Origin of the sequence: Streptomyces tanashiensis (assembly GCF_014648895.1) — a bacterium.
Taxonomy (GTDB): Bacteria; Actinomycetota; Actinomycetes; order Streptomycetales; family Streptomycetaceae; genus Streptomyces; species Streptomyces tanashiensis.
Map to the genome: position 1 here is coordinate 951,428 of NZ_BMRZ01000003.1, position 15,971 is coordinate 967,398.

Annotated in this window: 14 protein-coding genes; 12 read left to right on the plus strand and 2 right to left on the minus strand. The window is 72.0% G+C overall.

The genetic code is table 11. The annotated features are described in order from the left end of the window. Nucleotides 1-187: 187 nt before the first annotated feature. Nucleotides 188-940 carry an SDR family NAD(P)-dependent oxidoreductase gene (locus tag IE237_RS14920; protein WP_189802392.1) on the minus strand — a complete coding sequence of 251 codons (753 nt, stop codon included), beginning with the start codon at nt 938-940 and terminating at the stop codon, nt 188-190. Nucleotides 941-998: 58 nt separating this feature from the next. On the opposite strand from IE237_RS14920, the gene uvrC reads away from it, so the two are divergent. The 10 genes from uvrC (at nt 999) to IE237_RS14970 (ending at nt 13,196) form a co-directional block, all read left to right on the plus strand. Continuing rightward, nucleotides 999-2,987 carry an excinuclease ABC subunit UvrC gene (uvrC, locus tag IE237_RS14925; RefSeq protein WP_189802393.1) on the plus strand — a complete coding sequence of 663 codons (1,989 nt, stop codon included), beginning with the start codon at nt 999-1,001 and terminating at the stop codon, nt 2,985-2,987. Next, entirely contained in the window at nt 2,984-3,955 is a 972-nt protein-coding gene (gene rapZ, locus IE237_RS14930) for an RNase adapter RapZ (protein ID WP_189802394.1), read from the plus strand. Before uvrC ends, rapZ begins: the two co-directional genes overlap by 4 nt. Then, nucleotides 3,952-4,977, plus strand: coding sequence for a gluconeogenesis factor YvcK family protein (locus IE237_RS14935; RefSeq protein WP_189802395.1), 1,026 nt, complete (start codon nt 3,952-3,954; stop codon nt 4,975-4,977). The genes rapZ and IE237_RS14935 overlap by 4 nt, the downstream gene beginning before the upstream one ends. Continuing rightward, the gene (whiA, locus tag IE237_RS14940; protein WP_073806627.1) at nt 4,968-5,957 is read left to right on the plus strand and encodes a DNA-binding protein WhiA; all 990 of its coding nucleotides are present in this window, start codon (nt 4,968-4,970) and stop codon (nt 5,955-5,957) included. The genes IE237_RS14935 and whiA overlap by 10 nt, the downstream gene beginning before the upstream one ends. Before the next feature lie 217 nt (nt 5,958-6,174). Then, a complete protein-coding gene (locus IE237_RS14945; protein WP_189802396.1) occupies nt 6,175-9,126 on the plus strand; it encodes a M14 family metallopeptidase in 2,952 nt (983 codons plus the stop codon). Between the two features lie 217 nt (nt 9,127-9,343). After that, complete coding sequence (gene gap, locus IE237_RS14950; protein ID WP_189802397.1) at nt 9,344-10,354, plus strand: type I glyceraldehyde-3-phosphate dehydrogenase; 1,011 nt, start codon at nt 9,344-9,346, stop codon at nt 10,352-10,354. A 105-nt stretch (nt 10,355-10,459) separates the two neighbouring features. After that, nucleotides 10,460-11,671, plus strand: coding sequence for a phosphoglycerate kinase (locus tag IE237_RS14955; protein WP_189802398.1), 1,212 nt, complete (start codon nt 10,460-10,462; stop codon nt 11,669-11,671). Nucleotides 11,672-11,678: 7 nt separating this feature from the next. Next, nucleotides 11,679-12,455 carry a triose-phosphate isomerase gene (gene tpiA / locus IE237_RS14960; RefSeq protein ID WP_189802399.1) on the plus strand — a complete coding sequence of 259 codons (777 nt, stop codon included), beginning with the start codon at nt 11,679-11,681 and terminating at the stop codon, nt 12,453-12,455. Between the two features lie 97 nt (nt 12,456-12,552). Next, entirely contained in the window at nt 12,553-12,783 is a 231-nt protein-coding gene (secG, locus tag IE237_RS14965; protein ID WP_017238647.1) for a preprotein translocase subunit SecG, read from the plus strand. 77 nt (nt 12,784-12,860) lie between these two features. After that, a complete protein-coding gene (locus tag IE237_RS14970; protein ID WP_071891222.1) occupies nt 12,861-13,196 on the plus strand; it encodes an RNA polymerase-binding protein RbpA in 336 nt (111 codons plus the stop codon). 71 nt (nt 13,197-13,267) lie between these two features. Here IE237_RS14970 and IE237_RS14975 read toward each other — a convergent pair whose 3' ends face one another. Continuing rightward, nucleotides 13,268-14,119 (minus strand): MurR/RpiR family transcriptional regulator, encoded by an 852-nt coding sequence (locus tag IE237_RS14975; RefSeq protein ID WP_189802400.1) that lies wholly within the window; start codon nt 14,117-14,119, stop codon nt 13,268-13,270. Between the two features lie 97 nt (nt 14,120-14,216). On the opposite strand from IE237_RS14975, the gene IE237_RS14980 reads away from it, so the two are divergent. Both IE237_RS14980 and IE237_RS14985 read left to right on the plus strand, forming a co-directional pair. Next, nucleotides 14,217-15,143: a BadF/BadG/BcrA/BcrD ATPase family protein gene (locus IE237_RS14980; protein WP_229842680.1), complete on the plus strand. Its 927-nt coding sequence runs from the start codon at nt 14,217-14,219 to the stop codon at nt 15,141-15,143. 51 nt (nt 15,144-15,194) lie between these two features. Continuing rightward, on the plus strand, nt 15,195-15,971 hold the full coding sequence (locus IE237_RS14985; protein ID WP_189802402.1) for a sugar isomerase domain-containing protein: 777 nt from the start codon (nt 15,195-15,197) through the stop codon (nt 15,969-15,971).

Below are 15,971 nucleotides of genomic sequence, written 5' to 3' on the forward strand. Positions count from 1 at the left end.
CGCACCACGGGTGCAGCACGCTGGTGGTGCGGGTCCAGGCGCGGAACGCGGAGGCGCCGCTGGAGGGCGCCGTCCCGTGGGCCCACCCGTCCCGCCCCGCAGGACGATTGCCCACACGGCGGCGGGCGCGGGCCCACACGGAGGCGGGCGCGGGCCCACACGGCGCGGGCCCGCAAGGGTCGCGGCGTCAGCGGGCCAGGTAGCCGCCGTCCACCGGGAGGATCGCGCCGGTCACGAACGACGCCTCCTCCGACGCCAGGAACAGGATCGCCGCCGCCACCTCCTCCGGCGTGCCGAAGCGGCCCATCGGGTGGGCCCGGACGATCTCCGTGAGGTACTCCGGGCCGCCCGGCTCCACGCGCGCGGCGGCGACGCGTTCGGTCTCGATGGTGCCGGGGGCGACCGCGTTGACACGGATGCCGTGCTCCGCCCACTCCACCGCCAGGTGCTTCGTCAGCCCGGTGGCCACGAACTTCGCCGGGCCGTAGACCGCCTGCCGTGCCTGGCCGGCCACGCCCGAGATGGACGAGGTGCACACGATGGCCCCTCCGCCCGAGACGAGCATGGCCTCGATCGCGTACTTGCAGGTCAGGAACATGCCGCGGCCGTCGACGGCCATCACCCGGTCGAAATCCGCGGGCTCCGCCTCGGTGACGGAGAGCAGCGGGATCACGCCCGCGTTCGCCACCAGGACGTCCAGCCGGCCGAAGCGGTCCACCGCCGTGGTGATCATCCGCCGGGCGTCCTCCTCGCGGGAGACGTCGCCGACCACGGGGACGACCCCGTCGAGACTCGCGAGCCGTTCCTCGTCGAGGTCCGCGGCCACCACACGGGCCCCCTCGCGGAGGAAGCGCTCCGCCGTCGCCCGCCCGATTCCGCTCGCCGCGCCCGTGATCACGCACACCCGGTCCGCCAGCCGTCCCGCCACCTGATTCGCCATGTCTCGCCAACGAGCGCGCGAGGCCGGAGTGTCGGTCCCCGCCAGTAGGGTGGTGAGCATGGCAGACCCCTCCAGCTACCGCCCCAGGCCGGGGCAGATCCCCGACTCCCCGGGGGTCTACAAGTTCCGCGACGAGCACCGCCGGGTGATCTACGTGGGGAAGGCGAAGTCCCTGCGTCAGCGGCTGGCGAACTACTTCCAGCCGCTCGCGAGCCTGCACCCGCGCACGGCCACCATGGTGACGACGGCCGCGTCGGTGGAGTGGACCGTGGTGTCCACCGAGGTCGAGGCGCTGCAGCTGGAGTACTCCTGGATCAAGGAGTACGACCCCCGGTTCAACGTCAAGTACCGGGACGACAAGAGCTACCCGTACCTCGCGGTCACCATGAACGAGGAGTTCCCCCGCGTCCAGGTCATGCGCGGCCACAAGAAGAAGGGCGTGCGCTACTTCGGGCCGTACGCGCACGCGTGGGCGATCCGCGAGACCGTCGACCTGATGCTGCGGGTCTTCCCGGTGCGGACATGCTCCGCGGGCGTCTTCCGGAACGCCGCCTCGGCGGGACGGCCCTGCCTCCTCGGCTACATCGGCAAGTGCTCGGCGCCCTGCGTCGGCCGGGTCACGCCCGAGGAGCACCGCGAACTGGCGGAGGACTTCGGCGACTTCATGGCCGGCCGCACCGGCACGTACATCCGTCGGCTCGAGAAGCAGATGATGATCGCAGCCGAGGACATGGAGTACGAGAAGGCCGCCCGGCTCCGCGACGACATAGAGGCCCTGCGCCGGGCCATGGAGAAGAACGCGGTCGTCCTCGCCGACGCCACCGACGCCGACCTGATCGCCCTCGCCGAGGACGAGCTGGAGGCCGCCGTCCAGATCTTCCACGTGCGCGGCGGGCGCGTCCGGGGCCAGCGCGGCTGGGTCACGGACAAGGTCGAGGCCGTCGACACGGCGGGGCTCGTGGAGCACGCGCTCCAGCAGCTCTACGGCGAGGAGAGCGGCGACGCGGTCCCCAAGGAGGTCCTGGTCCCGGCGCTGCCCGAGGACACGGACTCCGTCTCCGCCTGGCTCTCCGGCCGCCGCGGCTCCCTCGTCTCGCTGCGCGTCCCGCAGCGCGGCGACAAGAAGGACCTGATGGAGACCGTCGCGCGCAACGCGCAGCAGGCGCTCGTGCTGCACAAGACCAAGCGGGCCAGCGATCTGACCACCCGCTCGCGGGCCCTGGAGGAGATCGCCGAGGCCCTGGACCTGGACTCGGCGCCGCTGCGGATCGAGTGCTTCGACATCTCGCACCTCCAGGGCGAGGACGTCGTCGCCTCGATGGTGGTCTTCGAGGACGGGCTGCCCCGCAAGAGCGAGTACCGCCGCTTCCAGATCAAGGGCTTCGAGGGCCAGGACGACGTCCGGTCCATGCACGAGGTGATCAGCCGCCGCTTCAAGCGCTACCTCGCCGAGAAGGACCGCACGGGGGAGTGGGGACCGGCCGGCGACGGTGAGGTCCCGGCGGAGGACGCGGAGGACGACGGGCGGCCCAAGCGCTTCGCCTACCCGCCGCAGCTCGTCGTCGTCGACGGCGGGCAGCCGCAGGTCGCGGCGGCCCGCCGCGCCCTCGACGAGCTCGGCATCGACGACGTCGCGGTCTGCGGCCTCGCCAAGCGCCTGGAGGAGGTCTGGCTGCCCGGCGACGACGACCCTGTGGTGCTGCCCCGCTCCAGCGAGGGGCTCTATCTGCTCCAGCGGGTACGTGACACGGCTCACGACTTCGCCATCCGCTATCAGCGCTCCAAGCGGACGAAACGCATCCGGAGCAGCCCGCTGGACGGCGTCCCCGGCCTCGGGGAGTCGCGCAAACAGGCCTTGATCAAGCATTTCGGCTCGGTGAAGCGGCTGAAGCAGGCGACAATCGAGCAGATCTGTGAGGTCCCCGGCTTCGGCCGGAAGACCGCGGAGGCGGTCGCCGTGGCCCTGGCCCGGGCGGCCCCCGCCGCACCCGCCGTGAACACGGCCACAGGAGAGATCATGGAAGACGACGGGGGCACCACCGCATGAGCGAGCGCCACACGCACGACGAGCACGACGAGCACGACCGAGAAGACGGAGCAGGACACGTGAGTACGGGCACGAAGGAGACCCCCGGCGACAACGGCGCCGAGGCGGCCATTCCCGAGCTGGTGATCATCTCCGGCATGTCCGGAGCCGGCCGGTCCACCGCGGCGAAGTGTCTGGAGGACCTCGGCTGGTTCGTCGTGGACAACCTGCCGCCCGCGCTGATCCCCACCATGGTGGAGCTCGGCGCCCGCTCCCAGGGCAATGTCGCCCGGATCGCGGTCGTCGTGGACGTCCGCGGTCGGCAGTTCTTCGACAACCTCAGGGAGTCCCTCGCCGACCTGGACGCCAAGCAGGTCACCCGCCGGATCGTCTTCCTGGAGTCCTCCGACGAGGCCCTCGTCCGGCGCTTCGAGTCGGTCCGCAGGCCGCACCCCCTCCAGGGCGACGGCCGCATCACCGACGGCATCGCCGCCGAGCGCGACCTGCTGCGCGAGCTGCGCGGCGACGCCGACCTGGTGATCGACACCTCCAGCCTCAACGTCCACGAGCTGCGCGCCAAGATGGACGCCCAGTTCGCCGGGGACGAGGAGCCCGAGCTCCGGGCCACCGTGATGTCCTTCGGCTTCAAGTACGGCCTGCCGGTCGACGCCGACCTCGTCGTCGACATGCGCTTCCTGCCGAACCCGCACTGGGTCCCCGAGCTGCGCCCCTTCACCGGCCTCAACGAGGAGGTGTCGAACTACGTCTACAACCAGCCCGGCGCCAAGGAGTTCCTCGACCGCTACACCGAGCTCCTCCAGCTGATCGCCGCGGGCTACCGCCGCGAGGGCAAGCGGTACGTGACCATCGCGGTGGGCTGCACGGGCGGCAAGCACCGCTCCGTGGCCACCGCCGAGCGTCTCGCCGCCCGCCTCGCCTCCGAAGGGGTCGAGACCGTCGTCGTCCACCGGGACATGGGGCGCGAGTGAAGCCGTACCGTCGGCGTACCTCCACCCTCACGGTGCGGCGTACGCTCCGCAGGCGCGGCGCCCAGCCCAAGGTGGTCGCGCTGGGCGGCGGCATGGGCCTGTCGGCGTCGCTCGCCGCGCTCCGCCGGATCACCGGCGACCTCACCGCCGTCGTCACCGTCGCCGACGACGGGGGCTCCAGCGGCCGGCTCCGGGAGGAGCTCGGCGTGCTGCCCCCGGGCGACCTGCGCAAGGCGCTCGCCGCGCTCTGCGGCGACGACGACTGGGGCCAGACCTGGGCGCGGGTGATCCAGCACCGCTTCCAGTCCAAGGGCGAGATCAACGGCCACGCCGTCGGCAACCTGCTGATCGTCGCCCTCTGGGAGCAGCTCGGCGACCCCGTCCAGGCCCTCGACCTGGTCGGCCGGCTGCTCGGCGCCCAGGGCAGGGTGCTGCCCATGTCCGCCGTGCCCCTGGAGCTCCAGGCCCTGGTCAGGGGCCACGACCCGGAGCGTCCGGACGACGTGGACACCGTGTGCGGCCAGGCGACCGTGGCGCTCACCCCGGGCGAGGTGCAGTCCGTGCACCTCGTGCCGCACGACCCGCCGGCCGTGCCCGAGGCCGTCGCGGCGGTCCTGGACGCGGACTGGGTGGTGCTCGGCCCCGGCTCCTGGTTCTCCTCGGTGATCCCGCACCTCCTGGTGCCCGAGCTCCTCGACGCCCTGGCCGAGACGAAGGCCCGGAAGGTGCTCTCGCTGAACCTCGCGCCGCAGCCCGGAGAAACCGAGGGCTTCTCCCCGCAGCGTCATTTGGAGGTTTTGGGACGACACGCCCCTAAACTCGCCCTGGACGTGGTGCTGGCCGACGAGGCCGCCGTGCCCGATCGTGAGTCCCTCGCCGATGCCGCCAAGCGGCTCGGCGCCGCGGTCGAGCTGGCGCCGGTGGCCGGGCCCGACGGCTCCGCGAAGCATGACCCGGAGCTGTTGGCCGCCGCGTACGACCGTATTTTTCGGATGCATGGAAGGATCGGCCCATGGCGATGACGGCAGCGGTGAAGGACGAGATCTCCCGGCTTCCCGTCACCCGGACCTGCTGCAGGAAGGCAGAGGTCTCGTCGATCCTGCGGTTCGCGGGCGGGCTGCACCTGGTGAGCGGCCGCATCGTGATCGAGGCGGAGCTGGACACCGCGATGGCGGCCCGCCGCCTCAAGCGGGACATCCTGGAGATCTTCGGGCACAGCTCCGAGCTGATCGTGATGGCTCCCGGCGGGCTGCGGCGCGGCTCGCGCTTCGTGGTGCGGGTGGTGGCGGGTGGCGATCAGCTCGCCCGGCAGACGGGTCTGGTGGACGGCCGCGGCCGTCCCATCCGGGGCCTTCCCCCGCAGGTGGTCTCCGGGGCCACCTGTGACGCCGAGGCGGCCTGGCGCGGGGCGTTCCTCGCGCACGGCTCGCTGACCGAGCCCGGCCGCTCCTCCTCCCTGGAGGTGACGTGCCCGGGTCCGGAGGCCGCGCTCGCCCTGGTCGGCGCGGCCCGTCGGCTCTCCATCGGGGCGAAGGCCCGTGAGGTGCGGGGCGTGGACCGGGTCGTCGTCCGCGACGGCGACGCGATCGGCGCCCTGCTCACCCGGCTCGGCGCGCACGAGTCGGTGCTCGCCTGGGAGGAGCGGCGGATGCGGCGCGAGGTCCGCGCCACCGCCAACCGCCTGGCCAACTTCGACGACGCCAACCTGCGCCGCTCGGCCCGCGCCGCGGTCGCCGCCGGGGCCCGTGTGCAGCGCGCCCTGGAGATCCTCGGCGAGGAGGTGCCCGAGCACCTCGCCGCGGCCGGCCGGCTCCGCATGGAGCACAAGCAGGCCTCTCTGGAGGAGCTGGGCGCGCTCGCCGACCCGCCGCTGACCAAGGACGCGGTGGCCGGCCGGATCCGCCGGCTCCTCGCGATGGCCGACAAGCGGGCGCAGGACCTGGGCATCCCCGGGACCGAGTCCAACCTGACGGAGGAGCTCGACGACAGCCTCGTCGGCTGACGGGAGCCCCCGCCGTACGGAGACCTCGTACGGAACGCCCGTACGCGCGTCCCCCGTGGGGAACACCCGTACGGAACCGTGAACTCCGCGCTGCCGGTGCCTTTCTGAGGCACCGGCAGCTTTTTCGTCCATCAGCGAGGCACCCTTGACAGGCCCATGAGCGCCCAAGAGCCTGGCGTCTGTTCACCTTCGTGACAGACAACAGCAAGGGGGGCTCATGAGACGCAGAGCGAGATCGATCCTCGCCGCGGCTTCACTGCTGATCGCCGGAGTGGCGGCGGCACCCGTCGCCGGAGCGCAGCCGAACGACCGGGACGGCGGCGACGCCCTCTCCGTCTGGCGCGCCGAGGTCACCAAGGAGCAGGTGCCCCTGCTCCTCGACGCCGGTGCGGACGCCCACGAACTCACGGAGCAGGTCCCGGCGAAGGGCTCCGCGACGGTCGAGCTCTTCCTCACCGACCGGCAGGCCGGGCAGCTGCGCGGCCAGGGCGTCGAGATCGCCGAGCACACCCTCACCGCCCAGGCCGAGAAGCGGGTCGCCGCGGCGGGCGACGGCGTCTTCCGGCCGTACGGAGGTCCGAACGGCCTCAAGCGGGAGCTCCTGGACACCGCGCGGGCCAACCCCGGGCTGACCAAGGTCGTCTCCATCGGCAAGACCCTCAAGGGGCAGGACATCCTCGCCCTCAAGCTGACCAGGGGCGCCCAGCGCGCCAAGGACGGCTCGAAGCCCGCCACGCTGTACATGTCCAACCAGCACGCGCGCGAGTGGATCACCCCGGAGATGACCCGGAGGCTGATGCACCACTACCTCGACAACTACGGCAAGGACCCGCGGATCACCCGGATCGTCGACACGACCGAGCTGTGGTTCGTGCTCTCCGCCAACCCGGACGGCTACGACTACACACACGCCGACCCCGCCAACCGGCAGTGGCGGAAGAACCTCCGCGACAACGACGGCGACGGGAGGACCGGCCCCGGCGACGGCGTCGACCTCAACCGCAACTTCGCCTACAAGTGGGGGTACGACAACGAGGGTTCGTCCCCCGACCCGGCGGACGAGACCTTCCGCGGCAAGGCCGCCATGTCGGAGCCCGAGACCAGGGCCCTCGACGCCTTCCAGAAGCGCATCGGCTTCGCGTACGGCATCAACTACCACTCGGCCGCACAGCTCCTGCTGTACGGCGTGGGCTGGCAGGTCGCCACCGACACCCCCGACGACGTGGCCCTCAAGGCCCTCGCCGGCACCCCGCAGAACTCCGCCGTGCCCGGCTACCGCCCGCAGGTCTCCTCGGAGCTGTACATCACCAACGGCGAGGCGGACGGCCACGCCGCCAACGTCAACGGCATGCAGATGTTCACCCCGGAGATGTCGACCTGCGCGACCGCCTCCCGCGTCGACCCGAACGACGCCTGGAACCCGGCCGACTGCGCCTCCGTCTTCACCTTCCCGGACGACGAGAAGCTGATCCAGGCCGAGTTCGCCAAGAACATCCCCTTCGCGCTCGCCGTCGCCGAGACCGCCGCCCACCCGGACCGGCCCGTCTCCCCGGTCGGCATCGACGCCCCCGACCTCACCCCGAAGACCTTCACCACCTCCTACGCCCGCGGCGGGGAGCAGGAGGTCGCCGTCACCGCCCGCAAGTCGCTGCGCGCCAAGACCCTGAAGTACCGGATCAACGGCGGCCGCACCCACAGCGAGGAGCTGGAGGCCTGGAAGGGCGGCGAGACGTTCGGCGGCGACGACAACCTCTACTTCGACGAGTACCGCGCCGAGGTCGAGGACGCCCGCCCCGGCGACTCCGTCGAGGTCTGGTTCACCGCCCGCACCCGTGAGGGCCGGGCCACCGCCTCCGCCCCCTTCACGTTCAAGGTGGCCGAGCGCCCCCGCGGCGACGTGCTCGTCCTCGCCGACGAGGGCGGCACCACCGCCGCCCGGCACACCGCCGCGTACGTGAAGGCGCTCGCCGACAACAAGCGCGGGGCGGCCGTCTGGGACGTCGCCACCCAGGGGACGCCGGACGCCCTCGGCGTGCTCTCCCACTTCCGCACCGTCGTCTGGTACACCGGCGCCGAGCGCCCGTCGGGCGCCGCCCAGCTGGCCGTCCGCGCCTACCTCAACGAGGGCGGCAAGCTGATCAACGCCGGTGAGAAGTCCGGCGGTCTCACCGAGGTCGGTCTCGCCGAGACCAACGACTTCGCCCAGTACTACCTCGGCGCCTACCACCGCGCGGGCCTCAAGAACCCGCCCGCCTTCTCCGGCACGGGCGCCTTCGCGGGCACCGGCGCGTCGCTCGCCGCCGCCGACGACAACCCGCTCGACAACGCGGGCGCCTACACCGTCACCTCGGACACCCTGAAGCCCAAGGACTTCCCGCAGTTCGCGAGCAGCGCCTCCGCGGGCGACTACCCGGGCATCCGCACCCCCTTCGAGCCCGCCGAGGGCTCGACCTTCGCGGCCGTCAAGCACGCCGACGACACCTGGGCCCGGCTCGCCAGGACCGTCGACCTCACCGGCGTCGCCGCCGCGTCGCAGCCGCGCCTGGACTTCCAGGTCAGCTACGACACCGAGCCCGGCTACGACAACCTCGTCGTCGAGGCCCACACCGTCGGCCAGGACGACTGGACCACCCTGCCCGACACCAACGGCGGCACCTCCGCCGAGCCCCCGGCCGACTGCGGCGAGGGCTACTACGTCCGCGGCCACCCCTTCCTCGCCCACTACCTCACCGTCGGCGAGGACGGCTGCGCGCCCACCGGCACCACCGGCGCCTGGAACGCCTTCACCGGCCCCTCCAACGGCTGGCGGCAGGCCTCCGTCGACCTGAGCGCCTGGGCCGGCAAGAAGGTCGAGCTCGCGATCTCGTACGTCTCCGACCCCGGTACGGGAGAGATGGGCGCCTTCGTCGACGACACCCGGCTCGTCACCGGGACCACCACCGAGGCGGAGGGCTTCGAGACCTCCCTCGGCGCCTGGTCCACGCCGGGCGCTCCGGCCGGCAGCCCCGGCAACGCCGCCGACTGGACGCGCTCCTCGGCGCTCTTCCACTCCCAGGCGGCGGTCACCACCCGCGACACCGTCCTCCTCGGCTACGGCCTGGAGCACGTGCCCGGCGCGGCGGAGCGCGCACGGCTCGTCGGCCGCGCCCTCGCGGTGCTCCGACGCTGACGGAGAGTAGTGGGGACAAAGGTCCCACGGCGGCCCGTACCCGTTGGTAGGTACGGGCCGTCGGCCGTTTTCCCTCACTTTCCGGGCTCGTCCGGCTGCGCGGGATGTCACCGGCGGGCGGGCGGGGAGGTAGGGTCGTAAGCGGTCGGGGACATCCCAAAAAACAAAAATCTCGCCGGCGTCGATACACCGGCGTTCCTAACGAGGAGATCGGTTCGTGACGATCCGCGTAGGCATCAACGGCTTTGGCCGCATCGGCCGGAACTATTTCCGCGCGCTCCTTGAGCAGGGTGCTGACATCGAGATCGTGGCTGTCAACGACCTGGGTGACACCGCGACCACGGCACACCTGCTGAAGTACGACACCATCCTGGGCCGCCTCAAGGCCGAGGTGACCCACACCGCCGACACCATCACCGTCGACGGTCACACCATCAAGGTGCTGTCCGAGCGCGACCCGGCCGACATCCCCTGGGGCGACCTGGGCGTCGACATCGTCATCGAGTCGACGGGCATCTTCACCAAGAAGGCGGACGCCGCGAAGCACCTCGCCGGTGGCGCCAAGAAGGTCCTCATCTCGGCTCCGGCCACCGACGAGGACATCACCATCGTCATGGGCGTCAACCAGGACAAGTACGACCCCGCGCAGCACGACGTCATCTCCAACGCGTCCTGCACCACCAACTGTGTCGCGCCGATGGCCAAGGTCCTCGACGAGAACTTCGGCATCGTCAAGGGCCTCATGACGACGGTCCACGCGTACACCAACGACCAGCGCATCCTGGACTTCCCGCACAAGGACCTGCGCCGCGCCCGCGCCGCCGCGGAGAACATCATCCCGACCACGACGGGTGCCGCCAAGGCCACCGCCCTGGTCCTCCCGCAGCTCAAGGGCAAGCTCGACGGCATCGCCATGCGCGTCCCGGTTCCGACCGGTTCCGCCACCGACCTGGTCGTCACCCTCGACCGCGAGGTCACCAAGGACGAGGTCAACGCCGCGTTCAAGAAGGCCGCCGACGACGGCGACCTCAAGGGCATTCTGTTCTACACCGAGGACCCGATCGTCTCCTCGGACATCGTCAGCGACCCGGCGTCCTGTACCTTCGACGCCTCCCTGACGATGGTCCAGGACGGCAGCACGGTCAAGATCCTCGGCTGGTACGACAACGAGTGGGGCTACTCCAACCGTCTCGTCGACCTCACCGTCTTCGTCGGCGGCCAGCTCTAAGCTTCAGGGCGGGTTTTCGATGGGAGCAGGGCTCGGGCAGCGCAACGATGCGCTGTGCGAGCCCTGTTTGTGTGCTCCACCGCGTACCAAGGAGTCTGTTAACAGATGAAGACGATCGACGAGCTTCTCCACGAGGGCGTCGAAGGCAAGCGCGTGTTCGTGCGTGCCGACCTCAACGTGCCGCTCGACGGCACCACCATCACCGACGACGGCCGCATCCGCGCCGTCGTCCCCACGGTCGAGGCGCTCGCCCGCGCCGGCGCCCGTGTCGTGGTCGCCTCGCACCTGGGCCGCCCCAAGGGCGCCCCGGACCCGGCCTTCTCGCTCGCCCCGGCCGCCACGCGCCTCGGTGAACTCCTCGGCGCCGAGGTGGCCTTCGCGACCGACACGGTCGGCGAGTCCGCCACCGCCACCGTCGCGGGCCTCGCCGACGGCCAGGTGGCCGTCATCGAGAACCTCCGCTTCAACGCCGGCGAGACCTCGAAGGACGACGCCGAGCGCGGCGCCTTCGCGGACGCCCTGGCCTCCCTCGCCGACCTGTACGTCGGCGACGGCTTCGGCGCCGTGCACCGCAAGCACGCCTCGGTCTTCGACCTCCCGGCGCGCCTCCCGCACGCCGCGGGCTACCTCATCGCCACCGAGGTGGGCGTCCTGAAGAAGCTCACGGAGGACGTCCAGCGGCCGTACGCGGTCGTGCTCGGCGGCTCCAAGGTCTCCGACAAGCTCGGGGTCATCGACCACCTCCTGGAGCGCGCCGACCGCATCCTGATCGGCGGCGGCATGGCGTACACCTTCCTCAAGGCCCAGGGCCACGAGGTCGGCAGCTCGCTGCTCCAGGAGGACCAGATCCCGGCGGTGCTCGAGTACCTCAAGCGCGCCGAGGACAAGGGCGTGGAGTTCGTGCTCCCCGTCGACGTCGTGGTCTCCGCGCAGTTCCCGGACCTCAAGAGCAAGGCCCCGACCGAGCACCGCACGGTGCCCGCGGACGCCATGCCCGCCGGTTTCATGGGCCTGGACAACGGCCCCGAGACCGACAAGCTGTACGCGTCGAAGCTCGCCGACGCCGCCACCGTCTTCTGGAACGGTCCGATGGGCGTCTTCGAGCACCCCGACTACGCCGAGGGCACCAAGGCCGTCGCCCAGGCGCTCGTCGACTCCCCGGCCTTCACGGTGGTCGGTGGTGGCGACTCCGCCGCGGCCGTCCGCACCCTGGGCTTCGACGAGAACGCATTCGGACACATCTCGACCGGCGGTGGCGCCTCCCTCGAATACCTCGAGGGCAAGAAGCTCCCCGGCCTCGTCGCACTGGAGGACTGACCCCCTTATGACCACCCGCACCCCGCTGATGGCGGGCAACTGGAAGATGAACCTCAACCACCTCGAGGCCATCGCCCACGTCCAGAAGCTCGCCTTCGCCCTGACCGACAAGGACTACGACGCCTGTGAGGTCGCGGTCCTGGTTCCCTTCACCGACCTGCGGTCCGTCCAGACCCTGATCGACGGCGACAAGCTGAAGATCAAGTACGGCGCCCAGGACATCTCGGCGCACGACTCCGGTGCCTACACCGGCGAGATCTCGGGCCTGATGCTGTCGAAGCTGAAGTGCGCCTACGTCGCCGTCGGCCACTCCGAGCGCCGCCAGTACCACGCCGAGAACGACGAGGTCTGCAACGCCAAGGTGAAGGCCGCCTTCAAGCACGGCGTGACCCCGATCCTCTGCGTCGGCGAGGGCCTGGACGTCCGCAAGGCGGGCAACCAGGTCGAGTACACCCTGGCCCAGATCGACGGCGGTCTGAAGGACGTCCCGGCCGAGCAGGCCGAGACGATCGTGATCGCGTACGAGCCGGTGTGGGCCATCGGCACCGGCGAGGTCGCCACCCCCGAGGACGCCCAGGAGGTCTGCGGGGCGATCCGCGGCCGCCTCGCGGAGCTGTACTCGCAGGAGCTGGCCGACAAGGTCCGCATCCAGTACGGCGGCTCGGTCAAGGCCGGCAACGTCGCCGCGATCATGGCGCAGCCGGACGTCGACGGCGCCCTGGTGGGCGGCGCGGCGCTGGACGCCGACGAGTTCGTCAAGATCGCGCGCTTCCGCGACCAGTGAGTATGCGGTAGCGGAGTTACGTCGTACCCTTGCGGGGGTCGGGCAGGTGCCCGGCCCCCGTCCGTATAAGTCCGAGGAAGTTGGTCCAGCCGTGGTTATGGGGTTCTCGATCGCCCTCATCGTCTTCAGCGGGCTGCTGATGCTGCTCGTGCTGATGCACAAGGGGAAGGGTGGCGGCCTCTCCGACATGTTCGGTGGCGGAATGCAGTCCTCCGTCGGTGGCTCCTCGGTCGCCGAGCGGAACCTGGACCGCATCACCGTCGTGGTCGGTCTGCTCTGGTTCGCCTGCATTGTGGTACTTGGTCTGCTGATGAAGTTGGACGGGTAACTCCAATCACTGGACGCGCGTTGGGCCTTACGTAGACTGGGGCATCTTCGAGCACCATCACGCAGGGAGTTACGACCGTGGCAAGTGGCAACGCGATCCGGGGAAGCCGGGTCGGAGCGGGGCCGATGGGCGAGGCCGAGCGAGGCGAATCGGCGCCGCGCGCCCGCATCTCGTTCTGGTGCTCGAACGGGCACGAGACGCAGCCGAGCTTCGCCAGCGACGCGGCGATCCCGGAGACCTGGGACTGCCCGCGCTGCGGCTTCCCGGCAGGTCAGGACCGGGACAACCCGCCGGACCCGCCGCGCACGGAGCCGTACAAGACCCACCTCGCCTATGTGCGTGAGCGGCGCAGCGACGCCGACGGCGAGGCGATCCTCGCCGAGGCGCTCGCCAAGCTGCGGGGCGAGATCTGAAGCGTGGTGTGACGGTGTGACGAACGGGCCTTGCCCGCGAACCAGGTTCGCGGGCAAGGCCCGTTCGTGTGTCACCGGTGGTTGTCCGCTATGTGCGAGGTGAGCGCGAGGGCGGCCGTGGCCCGCGGGTAGGTCAGCTGCGCCACGCGCGCGTAGAGACAGTCCAGGATCAGCAGGACCGAGTGACGGGTGCCGAAGCCGCCGCGCCGGAAGCCGGTCTCGGCGGAGGTCGAGCCGAGATGGATCCCGGCCGTCCGGGCGACGGGGGAGCGAGGGTCGCCGGTGACCGCGATCGTGGCCGCCCCGCGCTCCACGGCGAGCCGCAGCGGGCCCAGGACCTCCCGGGTGGCGCCCGAGTGCGAGAGGGCGACGACCGCGTCGGCGGGCGTCAGGAGGGCGGCCGAGGTCTCCGCCGCGTGCACCTCGGTCCGGGCGCGGGCGTCGCAGCCGATGCCGAAGAGCCTGGCCTCGGTCTCCAGGGCGATCACGCCGGAGCCGCCGACCCCGTAGACATCGATCCGGCGGGCCGCGGCGAGCGTCCGGGCGGCCCGGTCCAGGGCGTCGAGGTCGAGGCTCTCGGCGGTCCTGCGCAGGGCCTGGAGGTCGGCCCCGGCGACGACCGAGACGAGCCGGTCGAGCGGGTCGTCGGGGCCGATGTCCGGGCCGAGCGGCCGGGGTTCCGGGCCCTCCGCGCTCACCTGGCCCTGTTCCTTGGCGAGTTCGAGCAGCAGTCCCTGGTACGAGTCGAGGCCGAGCGCCCGGCAGAAGCGGGTGACGGTGGCCTGCGAGGTGCCGGTGCGGCGGCCCACCTCGGCGGCCGAGAGCCCGGGGACCCGGTCGGGACCGTCGAGCACCCAGGCCCCGACCTTGCGCAAGGAACCGGACATCCTGGGCAGTTCGGAGCGGATCAGTGCGGTGATCATGCGGTGTTCCTCCGGCACGGCTCTTGTCGGGTGGTGAATCTATCAACCACCATGCGGACCGATGGACGAATCCAGGATTCATGCGGACCCTTCGTGGGTGGTCGGGATCGACGCGGGCGGTACGCGGATCAGGGCGCGGGTCGCGGAGGTGGCGGACGGCACCGTCCGGGGCGAGGGCGCCGGCGGCGCCGGCAACGCGCTGAGCGTGGCCCCCGCCGACCTGGAGCGCCACCTCGCGGACGCCCTGCGGGAGGCCCTGCCCGAGGGCGGGGGAGCGCGGGTCCGCTCCGTCGTGGCCGGGTTCGCGGGCGGAGGAGAGGGCACCGGCCGGGAACGCGCCCGTACGGCGCTCACCCGGGCCCTGCGTGCGGTGGGCGCCGCCCCCGCCCCGGTCGCGGTGTACGGGGACGCGGACGTCGCCTTCGCCGCCGGCCCCGGAGCCCCGGCCGACGGGCTCGTCCTGATCGCCGGGACGGGAGCCGCCGCCGCGCGCGTGGAGCGGCGCAGGGCGGTGCGGGCCGCGGACGGCGACGGCTGGCTCCTCGGGGACGCGGGCAGCGGGTTCTGGCTCGGGCGCGAGGCGCTGCGGGCGGTGCTGCGCGCCCTGGACGGCCGCGGTCCGCGCACCGCGCTCGCCGGGCCGGTGGGCGAGGTCTGCGGCGGGCTGAGCAAGGAGGCCGTCGTGCGGTACGCGTACGCGGGGCACCCGGTCCGGCTCGCCGCCCTGAGCCCTCTGGTGGTCTCCGCCGCGGCCGCCGGGGACGGGCCCGCGCGCGAGCTCCTCGACCGGGCGGCCGGGGAACTGTGCGCCACGGTCAGGGCGTTGGCGCCGGTTCCGGGGGAGCCGCTGGTGGTCACGGGCGGCCTCGTCGGTCCGGGCGGCCCGCTGCTCGGCCGGCTCGCGGACGGGGTCCGGGAGTGGGGCCTCGTCCCCGCGCCCGTGCCGGACGGGGTGGCGGGGGCGGTGGCGCTCGCGCGTCTGGCGGGGCCCCTTGACGGTGCCTCGCCGCGACTGGTTCATTGATTCAGAGATATCAGAAGATCAGGGTTCACCGAACCAGTGGAGGCCTTCGCCATGTCCGCCGCCCTGCCTCGACCCGACCTCGGCGCCGCGCGGTTCGCCGACCACGCCCGGGACGCCGTCGAGCGCGCCGTCGCCGCCAACGTCGAAGCCGTCCCGCGCGCGGCCCGGCTCCTCGCCGACTGCGTCGCCGCCGACGGCGTCATCCACGCCTTCGGGACCGGCCACTCCCAGGCCGCCGCCCTGGAGATCGCCGGGCGCGCCGGCGGCCTCGTCCCCACCAGCCGCCTCTCGCTCGCCGACCTGGTGCTGCGCGGCGGCGAGGACCCCGCCGTCCTCGCCGACCCGCTCCTCGAACGCTCCCCGGGCCTCGCCGAACGGCTCTACGCCCTCGCCGACCCCCGCCCGCAGGACCTGTTCGTGATCATCTCCAACTCCGGCGTCAACAACGCGATCGTCGACCTCGCGGTGAAGGTCACCGGAGCGGGACACCGCCTCGTCGCCCTCACCTCGCTCGCACACACCCACGCGGTGCCCGCCCTCCACGCGAGCGGCCGACGGCTCGCCGACCTCGCCGACGCCGTCCTCGACAACTGCGCCCCCACCGGCGACGCCGTCCTCCCGCTCCCCGACGGCGGCGCCCTGTGCGGGATCTCCACCCTCACCTCCGCGCTCCTCGTCCAGATGACCGTCGCCGAGACCGTGGCCCTCCTCCTCGCCGAGGGCCACGAACCGCCCGTCTACGTCTCCGCCAACATCCCCGGCGGCCACGAGCGCAACGCCCTCCTCGAAGCCCGCTACACGGGCAGGCTGCACCGCGGCGGCCACTGA